This window comes from Duganella aquatilis, assembly GCF_009674565.1.
GTDB classification, from domain to species: domain Bacteria; phylum Pseudomonadota; class Gammaproteobacteria; order Burkholderiales; family Burkholderiaceae_D; genus Rugamonas; species Rugamonas aquatilis.
Genome location: NZ_WKJL01000003.1, coordinates 242,790 through 258,765, shown reverse-complemented (window position 1 = coordinate 258,765; position 15,976 = coordinate 242,790). Strand labels below are relative to the sequence as shown.

14 protein-coding genes are annotated in these 15,976 nt (G+C 65.1%); 8 read left to right on the top strand and 6 right to left on the bottom strand.

Features of this window, described 5'->3' with window-relative positions:
- Positions 1 to 23: 23 nt before the first annotated feature.
- The 6 genes from GJ698_RS07280 to GJ698_RS07255 all read left to right on the top strand — a co-directional run bounded on the left by GJ698_RS07280 (position 24) and on the right by GJ698_RS07255 (position 7,021).
- Complete coding sequence (locus GJ698_RS07280) at positions 24 to 725, top strand: LLM class flavin-dependent oxidoreductase (RefSeq protein ID WP_166454822.1); 702 nt, start codon at positions 24 to 26, stop codon at positions 723 to 725.
- A 122-nt stretch (positions 726 to 847) separates the two neighbouring features.
- Positions 848 to 1,255 (top strand): hypothetical protein, encoded by a 408-nt coding sequence (locus tag GJ698_RS07275; protein WP_166454821.1) that lies wholly within the window; start codon positions 848 to 850, stop codon positions 1,253 to 1,255.
- A 54-nt stretch (positions 1,256 to 1,309) separates the two neighbouring features.
- Positions 1,310 to 2,338, top strand: a complete 1,029-nt coding sequence (locus GJ698_RS07270; protein ID WP_154356939.1) for a porin — start codon at positions 1,310 to 1,312, stop codon at positions 2,336 to 2,338.
- A gap of 13 nt (positions 2,339 to 2,351) precedes the next feature.
- Positions 2,352 to 3,506 (top strand): FAD binding domain-containing protein, encoded by a 1,155-nt coding sequence (locus GJ698_RS07265; protein WP_154356938.1) that lies wholly within the window; start codon positions 2,352 to 2,354, stop codon positions 3,504 to 3,506.
- On the top strand, positions 3,499 to 6,120 hold the full coding sequence (locus tag GJ698_RS07260; protein WP_229259869.1) for a putative bifunctional diguanylate cyclase/phosphodiesterase: 2,622 nt from the start codon (positions 3,499 to 3,501) through the stop codon (positions 6,118 to 6,120). The genes GJ698_RS07265 and GJ698_RS07260 overlap by 8 nt, the downstream gene beginning before the upstream one ends.
- On the top strand, positions 6,113 to 7,021 hold the full coding sequence (locus GJ698_RS07255) for a hypothetical protein (RefSeq protein WP_154356937.1): 909 nt from the start codon (positions 6,113 to 6,115) through the stop codon (positions 7,019 to 7,021). The genes GJ698_RS07260 and GJ698_RS07255 overlap by 8 nt, the downstream gene beginning before the upstream one ends.
- Positions 7,022 to 7,072: 51 nt before the next feature.
- On the opposite strand, the gene GJ698_RS07250 is transcribed toward GJ698_RS07255, so the two are convergent.
- On the bottom strand, positions 7,073 to 8,413 hold the full coding sequence (locus GJ698_RS07250) for an MFS transporter (RefSeq protein WP_154356936.1): 1,341 nt from the start codon (positions 8,411 to 8,413) through the stop codon (positions 7,073 to 7,075).
- Between the two features lie 258 nt (positions 8,414 to 8,671).
- Between GJ698_RS07250 and GJ698_RS07245 the strand changes: the two genes are divergently transcribed.
- A complete protein-coding gene (locus GJ698_RS07245; protein ID WP_154356935.1) occupies positions 8,672 to 10,903 on the top strand; it encodes an NADP-dependent isocitrate dehydrogenase in 2,232 nt (743 codons plus the stop codon).
- 94 nt (positions 10,904 to 10,997) lie between these two features.
- Here the strand turns inward: GJ698_RS07245 and GJ698_RS07240 are convergent, their stop codons facing one another.
- The gene (locus GJ698_RS07240; RefSeq protein ID WP_154356934.1) at positions 10,998 to 11,621 is read right to left on the bottom strand and encodes a hydrolase; all 624 of its coding nucleotides are present in this window, start codon (positions 11,619 to 11,621) and stop codon (positions 10,998 to 11,000) included.
- Positions 11,622 to 11,758: 137 nt separating this feature from the next.
- Here GJ698_RS07240 and GJ698_RS07235 point away from each other — a divergent pair, with 137 nt between their 5' ends.
- Positions 11,759 to 12,307, top strand: a complete 549-nt coding sequence (locus tag GJ698_RS07235) for a hypothetical protein (protein WP_154356933.1) — start codon at positions 11,759 to 11,761, stop codon at positions 12,305 to 12,307.
- A gap of 34 nt (positions 12,308 to 12,341) precedes the next feature.
- Here the strand turns inward: GJ698_RS07235 and GJ698_RS07230 are convergent, their stop codons facing one another.
- The 4 genes from GJ698_RS07230 to GJ698_RS07215 form a co-directional block, all read right to left on the bottom strand.
- Positions 12,342 to 12,770: a copper chaperone PCu(A)C gene (locus GJ698_RS07230; protein WP_154356932.1), complete on the bottom strand. Its 429-nt coding sequence runs from the start codon at positions 12,768 to 12,770 to the stop codon at positions 12,342 to 12,344.
- Positions 12,767 to 13,381: an SCO family protein gene (locus GJ698_RS07225; protein ID WP_154356931.1), complete on the bottom strand. Its 615-nt coding sequence runs from the start codon at positions 13,379 to 13,381 to the stop codon at positions 12,767 to 12,769. The genes GJ698_RS07230 and GJ698_RS07225 overlap by 4 nt, the downstream gene beginning before the upstream one ends.
- Before the next feature lie 71 nt (positions 13,382 to 13,452).
- Positions 13,453 to 13,833, bottom strand: coding sequence for a DUF2946 domain-containing protein (locus tag GJ698_RS07220; protein ID WP_154356930.1), 381 nt, complete (start codon positions 13,831 to 13,833; stop codon positions 13,453 to 13,455).
- A gap of 145 nt (positions 13,834 to 13,978) precedes the next feature.
- Complete coding sequence (locus tag GJ698_RS07215) at positions 13,979 to 15,952, bottom strand: methyl-accepting chemotaxis protein (protein WP_166454820.1); 1,974 nt, start codon at positions 15,950 to 15,952, stop codon at positions 13,979 to 13,981.
- Positions 15,953 to 15,976: the final 24 nt, after the last annotated feature.

Below are 15,976 nucleotides of genomic sequence, written 5' to 3'. Positions count from 1 at the left end.
CCCTAACCCCAAGGATGTGCGCCATGACCAACCCTGTCTACCCCAAGCTGTTCCAGAGCGGCTGCATGACGATGGGACTGATGACGCCGGCGGCGCGCAAGCCGGGCCAGCCTGCCGACGTGGCGATCGAACTGGCGGTGGCCAGGCGCGCCGACCGCTACGGCTTTGCCGCCTTGTGGGCCAGCCAGTCGTCGCCGGATGCCGGTGATGCAATCCTTGACGATCCCTTTGTATGGCTGGCGGCTATCGGCGCCGCGGCGCCGGGCGTCGCGCTGGCCGCCCGGCTGGACCTGCCGCGTCACGGCATGCCGCCATGGCTGGGCGCGGTCCGCTCGCTGCAGCGCATGAGCGGCGGCCGTTGCGTGCTGGGCGCCGCCCTGGCGGACGACTCCGAACCGGCGCGCCTGCACCTGGAAGCCATGCTGGCGGAACAGGGCGCGGAGCGGGTGCCGGTGCTGCATATCGACGGCCGGGCGGATCTGCAGCCGGTGGTGCGCCAGCTGTACCTGGAACTCGATGAACGCGCCGGCGCGCCGGCGCAGCAGTCCGGGCAGGGCTTTCGCGGCGGCCGCATCGCGCTGTCCGCCGAGCTTGAGCGGCTGGCCGAATCCGGCGTCGGGCATCTTCTCGTGCACCTGGTGCGCAATGGCCGGCCGGTGCTGGATGTGCTGGACGAACTGGGCACCGAGGTGCTGCCGCGCCTGCCGCTGGGCGTGGCGCCATGACCGCCTGCGCACCTCGCCAGCGCCGCCTGTCGCGCGCCATCGAACTTTCCGTGCGCGGCGCCGAACTGCTCACCGAAAGCAACCTGCTGCTCCGGCGCATTGCGGAGATCTCGCAGCGGACCGTGGAATCGAATCATCAAACCATGCAGTTGCAGTCGCGCCACGACAAACAGGCGTCGCTGGACGCAGTCCGGCGCATCGCCCGCCGGGCAACCCGGGCTGCGCTGGATATCGGCACGCTGGTGGACGGCCGCGAACCGGCCTGGCGACGCGGCATCGGGGTGCCGGTTGCGCATGTGACCAACCTGGACGACCTGGCGGCGCGCATCCTGGTGGTGACGGTGGAGGTCGAACGGCTTGCACGCCTGCCATTCAGCGACCAGCGGGAACTGGGCACGCTGGTGCAGGCCATGCACGGCATGCGGCAAATCGCACAGCGAAACATCGAGGTCGCGCAGCGTTCCGTGGCCAGCGTGGAGCGCATCCAGGGCGAGGCGCTGCGCTTCGCCCGCCAGCTGGCGGCGCGGTGACGCTTTTTTTTTGCCAAGCAAGTAATCATTCGATCAATTAAAGAAAGGTTCGTCATGAAACGACGTTTCAAGCAAGCGGGCATGTTGACGGCGATGCCGGCCGCACTGCTTGCCGCCAACGCCCATGCGCAGTCCTCCACCAGCTTCTACGGCGTGCTGGATGTGTGGGCCGGTCCGTCGCAGATCAGCGGCGCCGGGCCGTCCACGCTGTCGGTCAACAGCGGCGGCATGCAGACGTCGTTCTGGGGCATCGCCGGCGCCGAGGATGTGGGGCAGGGCGTGAAGGTGATCTATGCGCTGGAATCGTATATCCAGGTCGACAGCGGCACGGCGGGCCGCGCGCCCAACGACGCCATGTTCGCCCGCAATGCCTATGTCGGCCTGCGGACGCGCTACGGCGAAGTCAAGCTGGGACGCGTACTCGATCCGGCGTTCCTGGCGACGGCGCAATCGAATCCCTTTGGCGGCTCGATCCGGCTGGCGCCCCTGCTGGCGCAGCTGTGGGGGCCGGCGACCGGGCGCACGGTGTACGGCGACACCAGCTGGGACAACGCGATTGTCTACACCAGCCCGGCGCTCGGCAACTTCAAGGCGGCAGTGTATGGCGCGCTTGGCGAAACGCGGTATGGCACGGGGACCGGCAACCTGGGCGCCATGCTCAGTTATGCGGACGGCGCGCTGACGGCCTTCCTGTCGGCCCAGAATGTGCGGGTGGGGCAGGCGGTGGCGACGCCCGGCCAGTCGCAGCAGGCCAGCTATTTCGCCGGCGGCAGCTACCGTTTCGACGGCTGGAGCGCCTACGCCTCGTACAACGTCGCGCTGGGCGCCGTGCCGCAGGTCGCCGCCCGCACCGGCCAGCTCGGCGTGTCCGTGCCGGCCGGCAGCGGCAACCTCATGGCGTCCTGGGCGCAGACGCGCAACACCGGCGACGGTCTGGCCGACACGCGGCGCAACACCGGCGCCGTGGGCTACAACTACACCGCGTCGCCGCGCACCGAGCTGTACGCGGTGCTGCAGACGGACCGCCTCAGCACGGCCAACCGGGCGCATACCTGCGCGCTCGGCATGCGCCATAAATTCTGACGGGAGAGCAGCCATGGGCAACCGGGAGTCGCCACGCGCGCTCATTATCGGCGGCTCGCTGAGCGGCCTGTTCGCCGCCACCGCCTTGCGCGCCATCGGCTGGGAGGTGGAGGTGTTCGAGCGCTCGGCAAGCGAGTTGAGCGGACGCGGCGGCGGCCTGGTGTTGCAGCCGGATGTGCTGGCGGCCATCGAATTTGCCGGCCTGAATGCCGGCGGCGCCATCGGCGTGCCGTCCGGCGACCGCATATTTTTGAATAAGGCCGGCGAGGTGGTGCAGCGCAGCCACTCGCCGCAGGCGCAGTCGTCGTGGAATCTGCTGTACGGCATCCTGAAGCGCGGGCTTCCCGCCGGGCTGGTGCACGGCAATGAACAGCTGGTGCGCTTCGCGCAGCAGGATGGCCGCGTCACGGCGCATTTCGCCAGCGGACGCCAGGCCAGCGGCGACCTGCTGATTGGCGCCGATGGGCCGTCGTCCGCCGTGCGCGCGCAGCTGCTGCCGGGGCTGGCGCCGACGTATGCCGGCTACGTGGCGTGGCGCGGCCTGGTGCCGGAGGCGCAGGTGGCGGCGTCGGTGCGCGATCTGCTGCAGGGCGTGTTCGCCTTCCAGCACGGCGATGGCCACATGCTGCTGGAATACATGGTGCCCGGCCGCGACGAATCCATGCAGCCGGGCAAGCGGCGCTGGAACTGGGTCTGGTATCGCAAGGTTGCCGCCGGCGCGCAGCTGTGCCGCTTGATGACGGACGCCGGCGGCACGCTGCGGCGTTTCTCGGTGGCGCCGGGCGCCGTCAAGCCGCGCGATGCCGCGGCGCTGCGCGAGGATGCGCAAATGCTGCTGGCGCCGGTGTTCCAGCAACTGATCGCGGCCACGGACAAGCCCTTCATCCAGACCATCATCGATCTGGCAGTGCCGCGCATGGTGTTCGGCCGCGCGATCCTGCTGGGCGACGCCGCCTTCATCGCACGGCCGCACACGGCCGGCGGCGCCGCCAAGGCCGCCGCCAACGCGCGCGTGCTGGCCGAGCTGTTGCGCGATGAAGGCATCGACGCGGCGCTGGCGCGTTGGGAACAGTCGCAGCTGCCGGCCGGGCAAGGGCTGGTGCAGCGCGGCATCGAAGCGGGCAACCGCATCATGAACATACAAGCACAGAGGAGCGACCATGTTTGAACGTCAAGACCGCAAGCACCAGGTGTTTCGCACGGCCAAGGCCGAATGGACGATGTTCGGCGCGCTGCTGGTGCTGACCGGGGTGATGATGGGCTACTTCGTCTGGAACGAGCGCCAGCTGCTGATCGCTTCCAACGTCGAACGCATGCGCCTGCAGGCCCTGATCATCGATGAAAACCTGACGCACCAGCTGGAAGGCGTGCGCAGCGCGCTCAACAGCGCGCGCCGTACGCTGGCGGCCGATAGCGCCTGCGGCAACGATTGCCGGCGCATCCTGCTGCAATCGCTGGAGCGCGCCGTGCCCGGCGTGCGCGCGCTGGAAGTGTTGACGACGGCGGAGCCGGCCGTCAGCGATCCGGATATGCTGTACATGTCGCTGCCGTATGAAGTCGCGCCCGGCGTGTTCAATCTCAAGCTGACCATGGCGGCGCCCGGCGGCGGCGCCGTGAGCGCGGTTCTGAATCCGGCCTACCTGGACGCCGTCATGCGCTCGGCGCTGTACGCGCCCGACATGAACAGCGCCATCACCGAAAACAGCGGCCGCCGCATGCTGTACGTGCCGGCCGATCCGGTGGCGATGCGGCGCGAGGCCGCCATTGCCGACACCTTCGTGCGCCGTCATCTCGGCAGCCGGCTGGCCGAGAGCGTGCTGGCCGGCACCACCGGCGCCGGCGAGCGGCGGCTGGTGGTGCAGCGCTCGATGCGGCTGGCGGGGCTGCGGCTGGACCGCGCGCTGGTGGTGAGCCTGGGCCGCAGCCAGGCGGTGATCGACGCCGGCTGGCACCGGCAGGCGTGGACCTGCGGCCTGGCCTGGCTGCTGTTTGCCGCGACCGCCGGCGTCAGCATGGCCGTGTTGCAGCGCCGTCGCCGCGTCCACGAGGATGCGGCGCGCGCCTGGGCCGATGCGCAAAGCGCGTCCGCGCAAAAAGTCGAGGCGGCGCTGGACGGCGCCAGCCTCGGCCTGTGGGAATGGGACATGGGCGCCGACTTCCGCAGCGTGGACGTGCGCGGCGCCGAAATGCTGGGCTATACCAGCGACGACAAGGAGGCGCTGAACGACTGGCGCCAGCAGATCCATCCCGAGGATTTGCCGGGACTGGACATCGCCCTGGCGGAACACCTGGCTGGCAACAGCCAGCGCTACGATATCGAGTATCGCATCCGTCATCGTGGCGGCCACTGGGTCTGGCTGCAAAGCCGCGGCAAGATCGTCGAACGCGGCGCCGACGGCGCGCCGCTGCGCATGCTCGGCACGCGCATGGACATCAGCAACCGCAAGGAAGCGGAAGCCAGGATCGCGCATCTGGCGTTCTACGACGGTCTGACCCAGCTGCCGAACCGCCGCCTGCTGATGGACCGCCTGAACCACGCCATCGCCAAGTCGGCGCGCACGGCCAACCACGGCGCGGTGCTGTTCATCGACCTCGACAACTTCAAGGCGCTGAACGACACCATGGGGCACGACATGGGCGACTACCTGCTGCAAATGGTGGCGCAACGGCTGCAGCAGGTCACGCGGTCGAGCGATACCGTGGCGCGCCTGGGCGGCGACGAATTTGTCATCCTGCTGGAAGACCTGGGCGAGGACGAGGGCGCCGCCACGGCGGGCGCGGCGTCGGTGGCGTCCAAGGTGCTGGAGGCGCTCAGCAGCGCCTACGTGCTGGACGGCCATGACGTGCGGACCACGCCCAGCATCGGCGTGGTGCTGTTCGGCGCCGGCCCGCACGCCATCGGCGACCTGTTGCGGCATGCCGACATGGCCATGTACGAAGCCAAGGCCGACGGCCGCGCCACCTGGCGCTTCTTCGATCCGCGCATGCAGCAGGCGCTGGACGCGTCGGCGGCGCTGGAAGCCGATTTGCGGCTGGCCCTGATCCGCCAGCAGCTCTACCTGAGCTACCAGCCGGTGGTCGACCGCGCGGCGCGGGTGACCGGGGTGGAGGCGCTGTTGCGCTGGGCGCATCCGCAGCGCGGAGAAATCGGTCCGACCGAGTTCATTCCGCAGGCCGAGAAGTCCGAGCTGATCCTGGAACTGGGCGAATGGGTGCTGGAAGCGGCCTGCTTGCAGCTGGTGCACTGGGCCGCTTCGGCGCAAACCGCGCACCTGACGATGGCGGTGAATGTCAGCGCCCGGCAGTTCCGGCAGCCCGGCTTCATCGACCAGGTGCTGATGGTGTTGCAGCGCACCGGCGCCGACCCGCGCCTGCTGAAGCTGGAACTGACCGAGAGCATGCTGCTGACCGATATGGACGATGTCATCGGCAAAATGGCCGCGCTGCGGGGGCACGGCGTCGGCTTCGCGCTGGACGATTTTGGCACCGGCTACTCCTCGCTGCGTTACCTGAAGCTGCTGCCGATCGACCAGCTGAAGATCGACCGTTCCTTCGTGCAGGACATGCTGCATTCGCGCCACGCCGCCAGCATCGTGCGCGCCATCGTCAACCTGGCCTACAGCCTGGACCTGGCGGTGGTGGCGGAAGGCGTGGAAACGCGGGAGCAGTGGAGCGCGCTGGAGGCGATCGGCTGCACCGCCTTCCAGGGCTATTTGTTCGACCGACCGGCGCCGATACTGGACGCTGACAGCATGGTAGGGTACGCTTCCCTCCATGCTTAACGATCTCCCCGCACTCGACAACCGCCACGTCAGGACCAGCACCGAGGATGTGCTGGTCGACCGCGTGGCGCCCGGCGAGCTGCTGGTGATCGCGTTCGGCTTCGTGGCCTGGGACAAGCGGCCGGATTTCGATTTCTACGGCCGGCTGAAAAAGCTGGAGCAGAATAGCGGACGGCACATCAACAAGATCCTGGTGCGCGATTCCGGCAACAGCTGGTATCACCGCAAGATCGACGGCCTCGGCGCGCATCCCGACGAAACGGCCGACGGCCTGCGCGCGCTGATCCGCGAGATCCGGCCCAGCAGGGTGGTCACCATCGGCCAGTCGATGGGGGCGTATGCGGCGCTGATGTACGGCATGCTGCTCGGCGTGCAGCAGGTGGTCGCCTTCGGGCCGCTGTCTTTCCTCGATCCGGCGCAGGCCCTGCTGTACCACGAGCGGCGCTGGCTGTCGGTGATGCGCGACCTGGCGACCAATCCGCCGCCGTCCGGCTACGACGATCTGCAGGCGCTGGGCCGCAGCAGGGCCGGCGCGCTGCCGGACATGCATATCCTGTTCGGCACCCGGCCGGACCAGCCCGACAGCACCGAAGCCGTCAACCTCGACGCCATGCACGCGCACCGGCTGGCGGCGCTGGGCAGCTGCACGCTGTATCCGTTTCCGTATTCCGGCCATCCGGTGGTGCAGCACCTGATCGACACCAAGCGCATCAACGCCTTGCTGGCGAAAATCATCGCCGGCATCGCGCTGGAAGAAGAATCGGTGGAGATGACGCCGGAGTGGCAAGGCTGGATCGCGGAAAACCTGCGCCTTGGCGGCGCGCCGGCGGAGCTGGTGGATATTCTCCAGCAGCATGGCTTTTCACATGAAATCAGCGTGCGCGCCGTATTCGGCGGCTAACACGGCATCGGCGATGTCCCCGTGGGAACATCGCCGAAGTGGCAAGGGCAATCAGATGGCGCGCATCACGGGCGTCTTGAATTCAAAACGCTTGATCTCGCCGACCATGAACAGGTAGCACAGCACCGTCACCAGCGCATTGGCGCCGACGAACACCAGCGCGCCGGCGAACGAACCGGTGGCTTCCAGGATGTAGCCGATAACGATCGGGGTGGTGATGCCGGCGGTGTTGCCGAAGGTGTTGAACAGCGCGCCGCTCATGCCGCCCGCTTCTTTCGGCGAGGTATCCGCCACTACCGCCCAGCCCAGCGCGCCGATGCCCTTGCCGAAGAAGGCCAGCGACATCACCATGATGACCACCCAGTCCGCTTCAACGTAGTTGCAGATGATCATGGACATCGACAGCAGCATGCCGCAGACGATAGGCGTCTTGCGCGCCACCGACAGGGTTTTGCCCGACTTGATCAGGCGGTCGGAGATCACGCCGCCCAGCACGCCGCCGAGGAAACCGGCCACCGCCGGCAGCGCGGCCACGAAGCCGGCCTTCAGGATGGTCATGTGGCGCTCGGTCACCAGGTACACCGGGAACCAGGTCAGGAAGAAATAGGTCAGGGTGTTGATGCAATACTGGCCGATGTAGACGCCCAGCAGCATGCGGTTGCCCAGCAGCTGGCGGATGCAGGCCCAGGTGTCGAGCTTGGTGGTGGCGGCGACCTTGTCCTTGCTTTCCAGGTCCACCAGCGCGCCGCCCGCTTCAATATAGGCGATCTCGGCGGCATTGGCTTTCGGGTGGTCTTTCGGGCCGTAGATGGTTTTCAGCCAGACGAAGGCCATGATGACGCCCAGGCCGCCCATGACGAAGAACACGCTTTCCCAGCCGAAGGTATGCACCAGCCAGCCCATGATCGGTGCGAACAGCACGGTGGCGAAATACTGGGCCGAATTGAAGATGGCGGCCGCGGTGCCGCGCTCGTTGGTCGGGAACCAGGCCGAGGCGATGCGCGAGTTGCCCGGGAAGGATGGCGCTTCCGCCGCGCCGATCAGCAGGCGCAGGATGAACAGCGTGGTGACCGCCGCCGCGCCGGACAGGAAACCGACCGTGCCCATCAGCATGGTGAAGACCGACCACAGGAAGATGCTGAAGAAATAGGTGATCTTGGAACCGAAGCGGTCCAGCAGCCAGCCGCCCGGCAATTGCGCCAGCACGTAGGACCAGGCAAACGCGGAAAACACGAAGCCCATCTGTACAGGGGAGAGGCCCAGCAGCTTTTTGAGCTCGGGGCCGGCGATCGCGATGGTGGCGCGGTCGGCATAGTTAATCGTGGTGATGGCAAACAGAATGGCGAGGATCATCCACCGTACGCGGGTGGCCTGGGGTTGTTGCGTGGTCATGCGGTCTCCTTACTTTTGGTGCGACGATCATAGCTCAGATATCGGACATCATACAACTGCATATCTGCTACTGCCTTGCTAGTAAACGTTTAACTTGTTGATTTCTATACACATGCACCACGGCGGTGCGCCCCTTGGTTGTATGATGACAAGAGCACTGATGAATACTGTGGCAAGGTTTGCACAAATAGGCTGACGAGGGTTTAAAATAACGGGCGGAAGTAACTCCAAGCACCGATTGATTACGAGGGAATGAAAATGGCAACACAAAATTCAAAAATCATCTACACGCTGACTGACGAAGCGCCACTGCTGGCAACCTATTCCCTGCTGCCTATTATTAAGAAGTTCACTGCGCCGGCGAGCATCGACGTCGTGCCAAGCGACATCTCCGTCGCGGCGCGCGTGTTGGCTGAGTTCCCTGAGTTCCTGACCGACGAGCAAAAAGTACCGAATACGCTGGCCGAGCTGGGCGCACTGACCCAGAATCCGGAAGCCAACATCATCAAGCTGCCTAACATTAGCGCCTCGGTGGCCCAGCTGCAAGCGGCCATCCGCGAACTGCAAGGCAAGGGCTACAAGCTGCCGGACTATCCGGACGATGCGAAGACCGACGAAGAAAAAGCCCTGAAAGCCCGCTACGGCAAGTGCACCGGCTCGGCCGTGAACCCTGTACTTCGCGAAGGCAACTCCGATCGCCGCGCGCCTAAAGCGGTGAAAGAATACGCCCGCAAGCACCCGCACTCGATGGGCGAGTGGAGCCAGGCATCGCGCACCCACGTGTCGCACATGCACAATGGCGACTTCTACCACGGCGAAAAGTCCATGACCCTGGACAAGGCCCGTGACGTCAAGATGGAACTGATCACCGCCTCCGGCAAAACCATCGTGCTGAAACCGAAGGTCTCGCTGCAAGCCGGCGAGATCATCGACAGCATGTTCATGAGCAAGAAAGCGCTGCTGGACTTCTACGAGAAAGAAATCGACGACGCCTACAAAACCGGCGTGATGTTCTCGCTGCACGTCAAGGCCACCATGATGAAGGTGTCGCACCCGATCGTGTTCGGTCACTGCGTACGCATCTTCTACAAGGACGCGTTTGAAAAACACGCCAAGCTGTTCGACGAGCTGGGCGTGAACGTCAACAACGGCATGGCCAACCTGTACGAGAAAATCGAAAAGCTGCCAGCGTCGCAGAAGGACGAGATCCTGAAAGACCTGCACGCCTGCCTGGAACACCGTCCGAAGCTGGCCATGGTCGATTCGGCCAAGGGCATCACCAACTTCCACTCGCCGAACGACGTGATCGTCGACGCCTCGATGCCTGCGATGATCCGTATCGGCGGCAAAATGTGGGGCGCCGATGGCCGCACCGCCGACGTCAAGGCCGTGATGCCGGAGTCGACCTTCGCCCGTATCTACCAGGAGATGATCAACTTCTGCAAATGGCACGGCAACTTCGACCCGACCACCATGGGCACCGTGCCGAACGTCGGCCTGATGGCGCAGCAAGCCGAGGAATACGGCTCGCACGACAAGACCTTTGAAGTCGCCGAAGGCGGCATCGCCAACATCACCGACCTGGCCACCGGCGAAGTGCTGCTGACCCAGACCGTGGAAGCCGGCGACATCTGGCGCATGTGCCAGGTCAAGGACGCACCGATCCGCGACTGGGTGAAACTGGCCGTGACCCGTGCCCGCAACTCCGGCATGCCTGCCGTGTTCTGGCTGGACCCGTACCGTCCGCACGAAAACGAAGTCATCAAGAAAGTACAGGTTTACCTGAAAGAGCACGACACCAAGGGCCTGGACATCCAGATCATGTCGCAAGTGCGCGCCATGCGTTACACCCTGGAGCGCGTCTCGCGCGGCCTGGACACCATCTCGGTGACCGGCAACATCCTGCGCGACTACCTGACCGACCTGTTCCCGATCCTGGAACTGGGCACCTCGGCCAAGATGCTGTCGATCGTTCCGCTGATGGCGGGCGGCGGCATGTACGAAACCGGTGCCGGCGGTTCGGCTCCCAAGCACGTCAAGCAGCTGGTGGAAGAGAACCACCTGCGTTGGGATTCGCTGGGCGAGTTCCTGGCGCTGGCGGTGTCGCTGGAAGAGCTGGGCATCAAGTTCGGCAACAACAAAGCCAAGCTGCTGGCCAAGACCCTGGACGAAGCGACCGGCAAGCTGCTGGACAACAGCAAATCGCCATCGAGCCGTACCGGCGAGCTGGACAACCGTGGCAGCCACTTCTACCTGTCGCTGTACTGGGCGCAGGCGCTGGCTTCGCAGACCGAAGATGCAGAGCTGGCCGCCAAGTTCGCGCCGCTGGCTAAAACGCTGTCGGAAAACGAGACCAAGATCGTGGAAGAGCTGAACAGCGTGCAGGGCAAGGCCATGGACATCGGCGGCTACTACCAGCCGGATCCGGTCAAGACCGATGCGGTGATGCGTCCAAGCGCGACCTTCAATGCTGCGCTGGATGCGGTATAAGGGTTAAAAGTACGCGGCACCCGTAAAACCCGCACTTCGCTGCGGCCAGGGTCTGACCCCGCATGGGGTCAGACCCTTTCGTTTGGGGGGCTTATTAAGAGAGCGGCGGAAGCATCTGCTTGGCGTAGCGCAGTCCTACCCCATAGCCCCCGCCGTTTTTCTCAATCACCGCGCGCGCCGCGTCATAGGTGTCATGACGGGTCCAGTCGCGTTGCAACTCCAATAGCACCTGCACCCAACTGGTTAGCTGCGCTCCCTTGCCCGCCATGCGTTGCAAGGCCAGGTCATGGCCCACTAGCGTCAGGCCGCCGCAGGCATCTCCCGCCACATAGCATTCATAGCCTTCTTCCAGTGCGCTGAGCACCGCGAAGCTGATGCACGCTTCCGTCAGCATGCCGGAGAAAATCAGTTTCTTGCGGCCGGTCGCTTCGATCGCCGCCTTCACCGCCGGGTCTTCCCAGGCATTCATATTGCGCCGCTCCAGCACCGGATGGTCGGGAATCAGCGCGTGCAGATCCGGCAGCAGCGGGCCGCTATACACCTTGCTGGCCGAGGTGCTGACGACCATCGGCAGCGCAAACGCCAGCGCCGATTCCAGCAGCGCGACCGAATTATTCAGCAGCGTCTGGCGCTCCATCGATTGCACGGCGAATTGCAGGCCGGCCTGCTGGTCGAGCAGCACCAGGGCGGCGTTTTGGGGAGTCAGTAAGTCTTGCATGATGTGTTCTCGCAATGAGGGGAGGATTGCAGATTGTAGGCACACCGCGGCCAGGCGGAATCCCTTGAACCGGCAGGCGATATCTCCCTCATTGGGGGCAGAATTGACGCCGTCCCGGCGCCGTGCGAGGATGCCGCATGAGCAGCCTGTTTGAATGCAGCGTGCTGGCGCCCTCGTGGTTCTGCGACCATCGCGACATCCTGATTTATCTGGCGCCGTCCCTGTTGCTGGCGCTGCTGATCCGCGCCTTGTCGGCGCGGCACCCTTTCTTTTTTTTGTTCACGCTGGCAGGCACCATCTGCCATGAGCTGGCGCATTTCGTTGCCGGCCTGGTGACGGGCGCGCGGCCGGCCGCCTTCACGGTGATACCGCGGCGCATCGGGCAGGGCTGGGAATTGGGATCGGTGCGCCTGACGCGGGTGCGCTGGTACAACGCGGCGCCGTCGGCACTGGCGCCGTTCGCGGTGGTGGTGCTGCCGTTCATGGTGGCCTGGTGGCGCACCCGCAGCGGCCTGCATTTCCAGTGGCTGGACGTGGCGCTGGCATTCGCCGTGGCGCCACAATTCCTCGCATGCTGGCCCTCGACCACGGACTGGAAAATCTCGCTGCGGTCGTGGCCTTACCTTCTGATTGCCGGCCTGGCCTGGGGCGCCAAAACCGGGGTCAGTTCTGCCATTGGTACATGAGCTCGTGTGCGATTGGCAGAACTGACCCCGGATTTCAGTGTGCTGCGTTGAGCGGCTTGACCGGCGCTTCGACGACGACTTTGCTGCGTACTTTCTGCGCGTCTTCGATTTCCAGCGTCAGCGGCACTTTGTCGCCTTCCTTCAGCGGCTGCTTCAGGTTCAGCAGCATCAGGTGGTAGCCGCCCGGCGCCAGCTTGACCGCCTGGCCGGCCGGCAGGTCCAGCGATGGCAGCTGGCGCATTTTCATCATGTCGTCCACCATTTTCATTTCGTGCACTTCGACCGTGCCGGCCACCGGCGAGCTGACGCCCACCAGCTTGGTGGCCTGGGTTGAGGTCAGCGTCATGAAGGCGCCGGTGGCTTTTTGCGCGGCCACAGTGGCGCGCACCCATGGTTCGCCAACCGTCACCTGGGCCAGCGCCGGCAGGGCGGCCATCAACAGCAGGGAGAGTAGTTTTTTCATTGGAAAAGTCCTTTCAGGAAGCCAGTTTCTTTCTTGGGATGCATCAGCAGGCGCAGGTCGTCGGCGCATTGCTGGGCGGTTTCGGCGTGCTTCATCGCCAGGCGGATCTTGCCGCTGGCGTCGAACACGTAGGTGAGGGCGGTGTGGTCCATGGTGTAGGAACTGCCGCTCGGCACCTTGCGGTAAAAAATCTTGAAGTCCTTGGCGGCCTTGGCGGTCTGCTCCAGGTTGCCGCGTACGGCGACGAAGGTCGGATCGAAGGCGCGCATGTAGTCGGCCAGCAGCGGCGCGGTGTCGCGTTCCGGATCGACGGTGACGAAGACGACCTGCAGCTTGTCGCCATCCGGACCGAGCAGGCGCTTGATTTCCACCGAGCGCGCCAGCGCGGTCGGGCAGACGTCCGGGCATTGGGTGAAGCCGAAGAACAGCATCACCACCTTGCCCTTGAAGTCGCGCAGCGAGGCCGGCTTGCCGTCGCCATAGAACAGCTGGTAGTCCGGGCCGATGGCGCTGCCGGTGATGTCGAGGGCGGTGAAGCCGGAAGCGGCGTGGGCGCTGCCGGCGGCAAGCGGCAGCATGGCCAACGACGAAATGAATTGACGGCGTTGCATAGATAATCCTGTAGAGCGGATGTTGCGGGGCACGGCGCGCCGGGCAGGGCGCGGCGGTGCGGCGGACGGGATCAGGCTGCGGCAGGCGGCCCGCGCGGTTGCGCGTCGGACCAGATGAGATGCGGAGGCGATGCGGCGGGGCGCAGCGCGGGATAGGCGTCGTGGCCTTCCAGCACGGCCAACAGGCCGGCTTCAGCCGGCGGCGGCGCGTCGCCGGTGGCGTGGACGGCGCACAGCATGCAGTGCTTGATGCCGTGCGCGGGCAGGCCGGAAGGCGCGCGCTTGCCGGCCGTCACGCCGGCGGCAGGCGTGGCGCTGCAGATTTCCAGGGCCAGCGGATTGGCCGACAGCGCGGTCATCGCATGGCTGATGGCCGGCGCGCACAGGTTCAGCAGGATCGCCAGGGAGACGATCAGGCTGGTCAAACGCCGCTGCTGGAAAAGAATACGCATCCGGCAATTATAAAAGAAAAAAGCCGCCGCTGTTTCAAGGGGCGGCGGGGCGGCCTGTGATGTGATGTGCGCAGCGCCTGTGCAACCCGCACAGCGCTGCGGCCGGGGTCTGACCCCGCATGGGGTCAGACCCCTTCGTTTGGGGCTATTTTGCCAGCTTGAAGATTTTGACCACGTCTTCCAGCTCGTGTGCCTGGTCCTGCAGCGCTTGCGCGGCGGCGGCGGCTTCTTCCACCAGCGCGGCGTTCTGCTGCGTCACCTGGTCCATCTGGGTTACCGCTTCGTGCACCTGGCTGATGCCGGCGCGCTGCTCTTCGCTGGCGTGGCTGATCTCGGCCATGATGTCGGTCACGCGGCGCACGCTGTCCACCACTTCCTTCATGGTGGCGCCGGCCTGTTCCACCTGCTTGCTGCCGGTTTCCACCTTGCTGACGGAATCGTCGATCAGCACCTTGATTTCCTTGGCGGCGGTGGCCGAGCGCTGCGCCAGGCTGCGCACTTCGGACGCCACCACCGCGAAGCCGCGGCCCTGCTCGCCGGCGCGCGCCGCTTCCACCGCAGCGTTCAGCGCCAGGATGTTGGTCTGGAAGGCGATACCGTCGATGACCGAAATGATGTCGACAATCTTGCGCGACGAATCGTTGATCGACCCCATGGTCGCCACCACCTGCGCCACCACTTCGCCACCCTTGGCGGCCACGCCCGACGCGGCCAGCGCCATCTGGTTGGCCTGCGAGGCGTTCTCTGCGTTCTGCGTGACGGCGCTGCTCAGTTCTTCCATCGAGGCGGCAGTCTCTTCCAGGCTGGAAGCTTGTTCTTCGGTGCGCTGCGACAGGTCCAGGTTGCCGTGGGCGATTTCGCTCGACGCGGTGGTGATCTGCTCGGCGCCGCGGCGCACCTGGCCGACCACGCCGGACAGGCTGTGGCTGATATTGTTCAGCGAACGCAGCACCAGGCCGATCTCGTCCTTGTTGTCGATCTCCAGATGCACGTCCAGGTCGCCTTCGGCGATACGTTCGGCCGCTTCCTCGGCGCGCGCAAGCGGACGCGACACCACCGAACGCACCAGCAGGAACAGCAGCACGGCAAACAGCACCAGCGCGATCAGGCCCAGCACGGCGTAGCGGTTGCGCAGCTGCGCCGCTTCGCGGGTGATTTCCTCGGTATAAGTGCCGCCGACGATTAGCCAGTTCCACGGCTTGAAGGTGTGGAACTCGACCATTTTCTCGCGCGGCGCGGCGCCGTCTTTTTCCACCCAGTCATAGGTCATGCTGCCTTCCTTGGCGTCCAGCATTTCCTTCAAGAACGAGCGGCCGTCGCTGCTCTTGATGTCCAGCAGGTTCTCGCCTTCCTTGGCCGGGTGCACCAGCGCGGCGCCCTGGGCCTTGCCGGGGGCGGCGTTGATCACGTAGATGTAGCCGGTTTCGCCGATCTTGATGGCCTTGATCTTCTCCTTCAGCATCGCCATGTTTTTGGAGATGTCGAGGCCGATGAACAGCACGCCGATGACCTTGCCGCTGGCGTCCTTGATCGGGTCGTACTGGGTAATGAACTGCTTACCGAACAGCGTGGCCAGGCCGATGTAGCTGTTACCGGCGCGCAGCAGCGGATAGCTCGGGTGGGCGTGGTCCAGTTCGGTGCCGACGGCGCGTTCGCCGTTTTCCTTCTTCAGCGAGGTGGTCACGCGGACGAATTCCTCGCCCTTGGCGGCAAAGATGGTGGCGATGACGCCGGTGTCGCTGGTGAATTTGTCCGGGATGCTGAAGTCCAGGTTGAGCGTCTTGCCGCCGTGCTTGAGCGACGGCGTCGGCTTGCCGGCGATCTCCACGCTGGTGGCGGTGTCCAGCGTGAACGGGGCGTCGTTGAAGTCCGAGGCGAACAGGCGCGCGAAGCTGGACGCCTCGTTCATCATGGCGGAGTTGAACACTTCAACGGTGTTGCTGATGCCGCTGAGGTTGTACGCGACATTGGCTTTGGCGCGCTCCTTCAGCATGGCGGAGGTGCTCATATTGATCAAGGTGAGCAGGATTGCCAAAATAACACTGATCAGGCCAAACGTAAAAACGGTAATCTTCGTACCGACACCCCAGTTACGGGGATTCATCATTATTGTTTTCATTGTTCTCTTCAGAGAAAAAAGGTG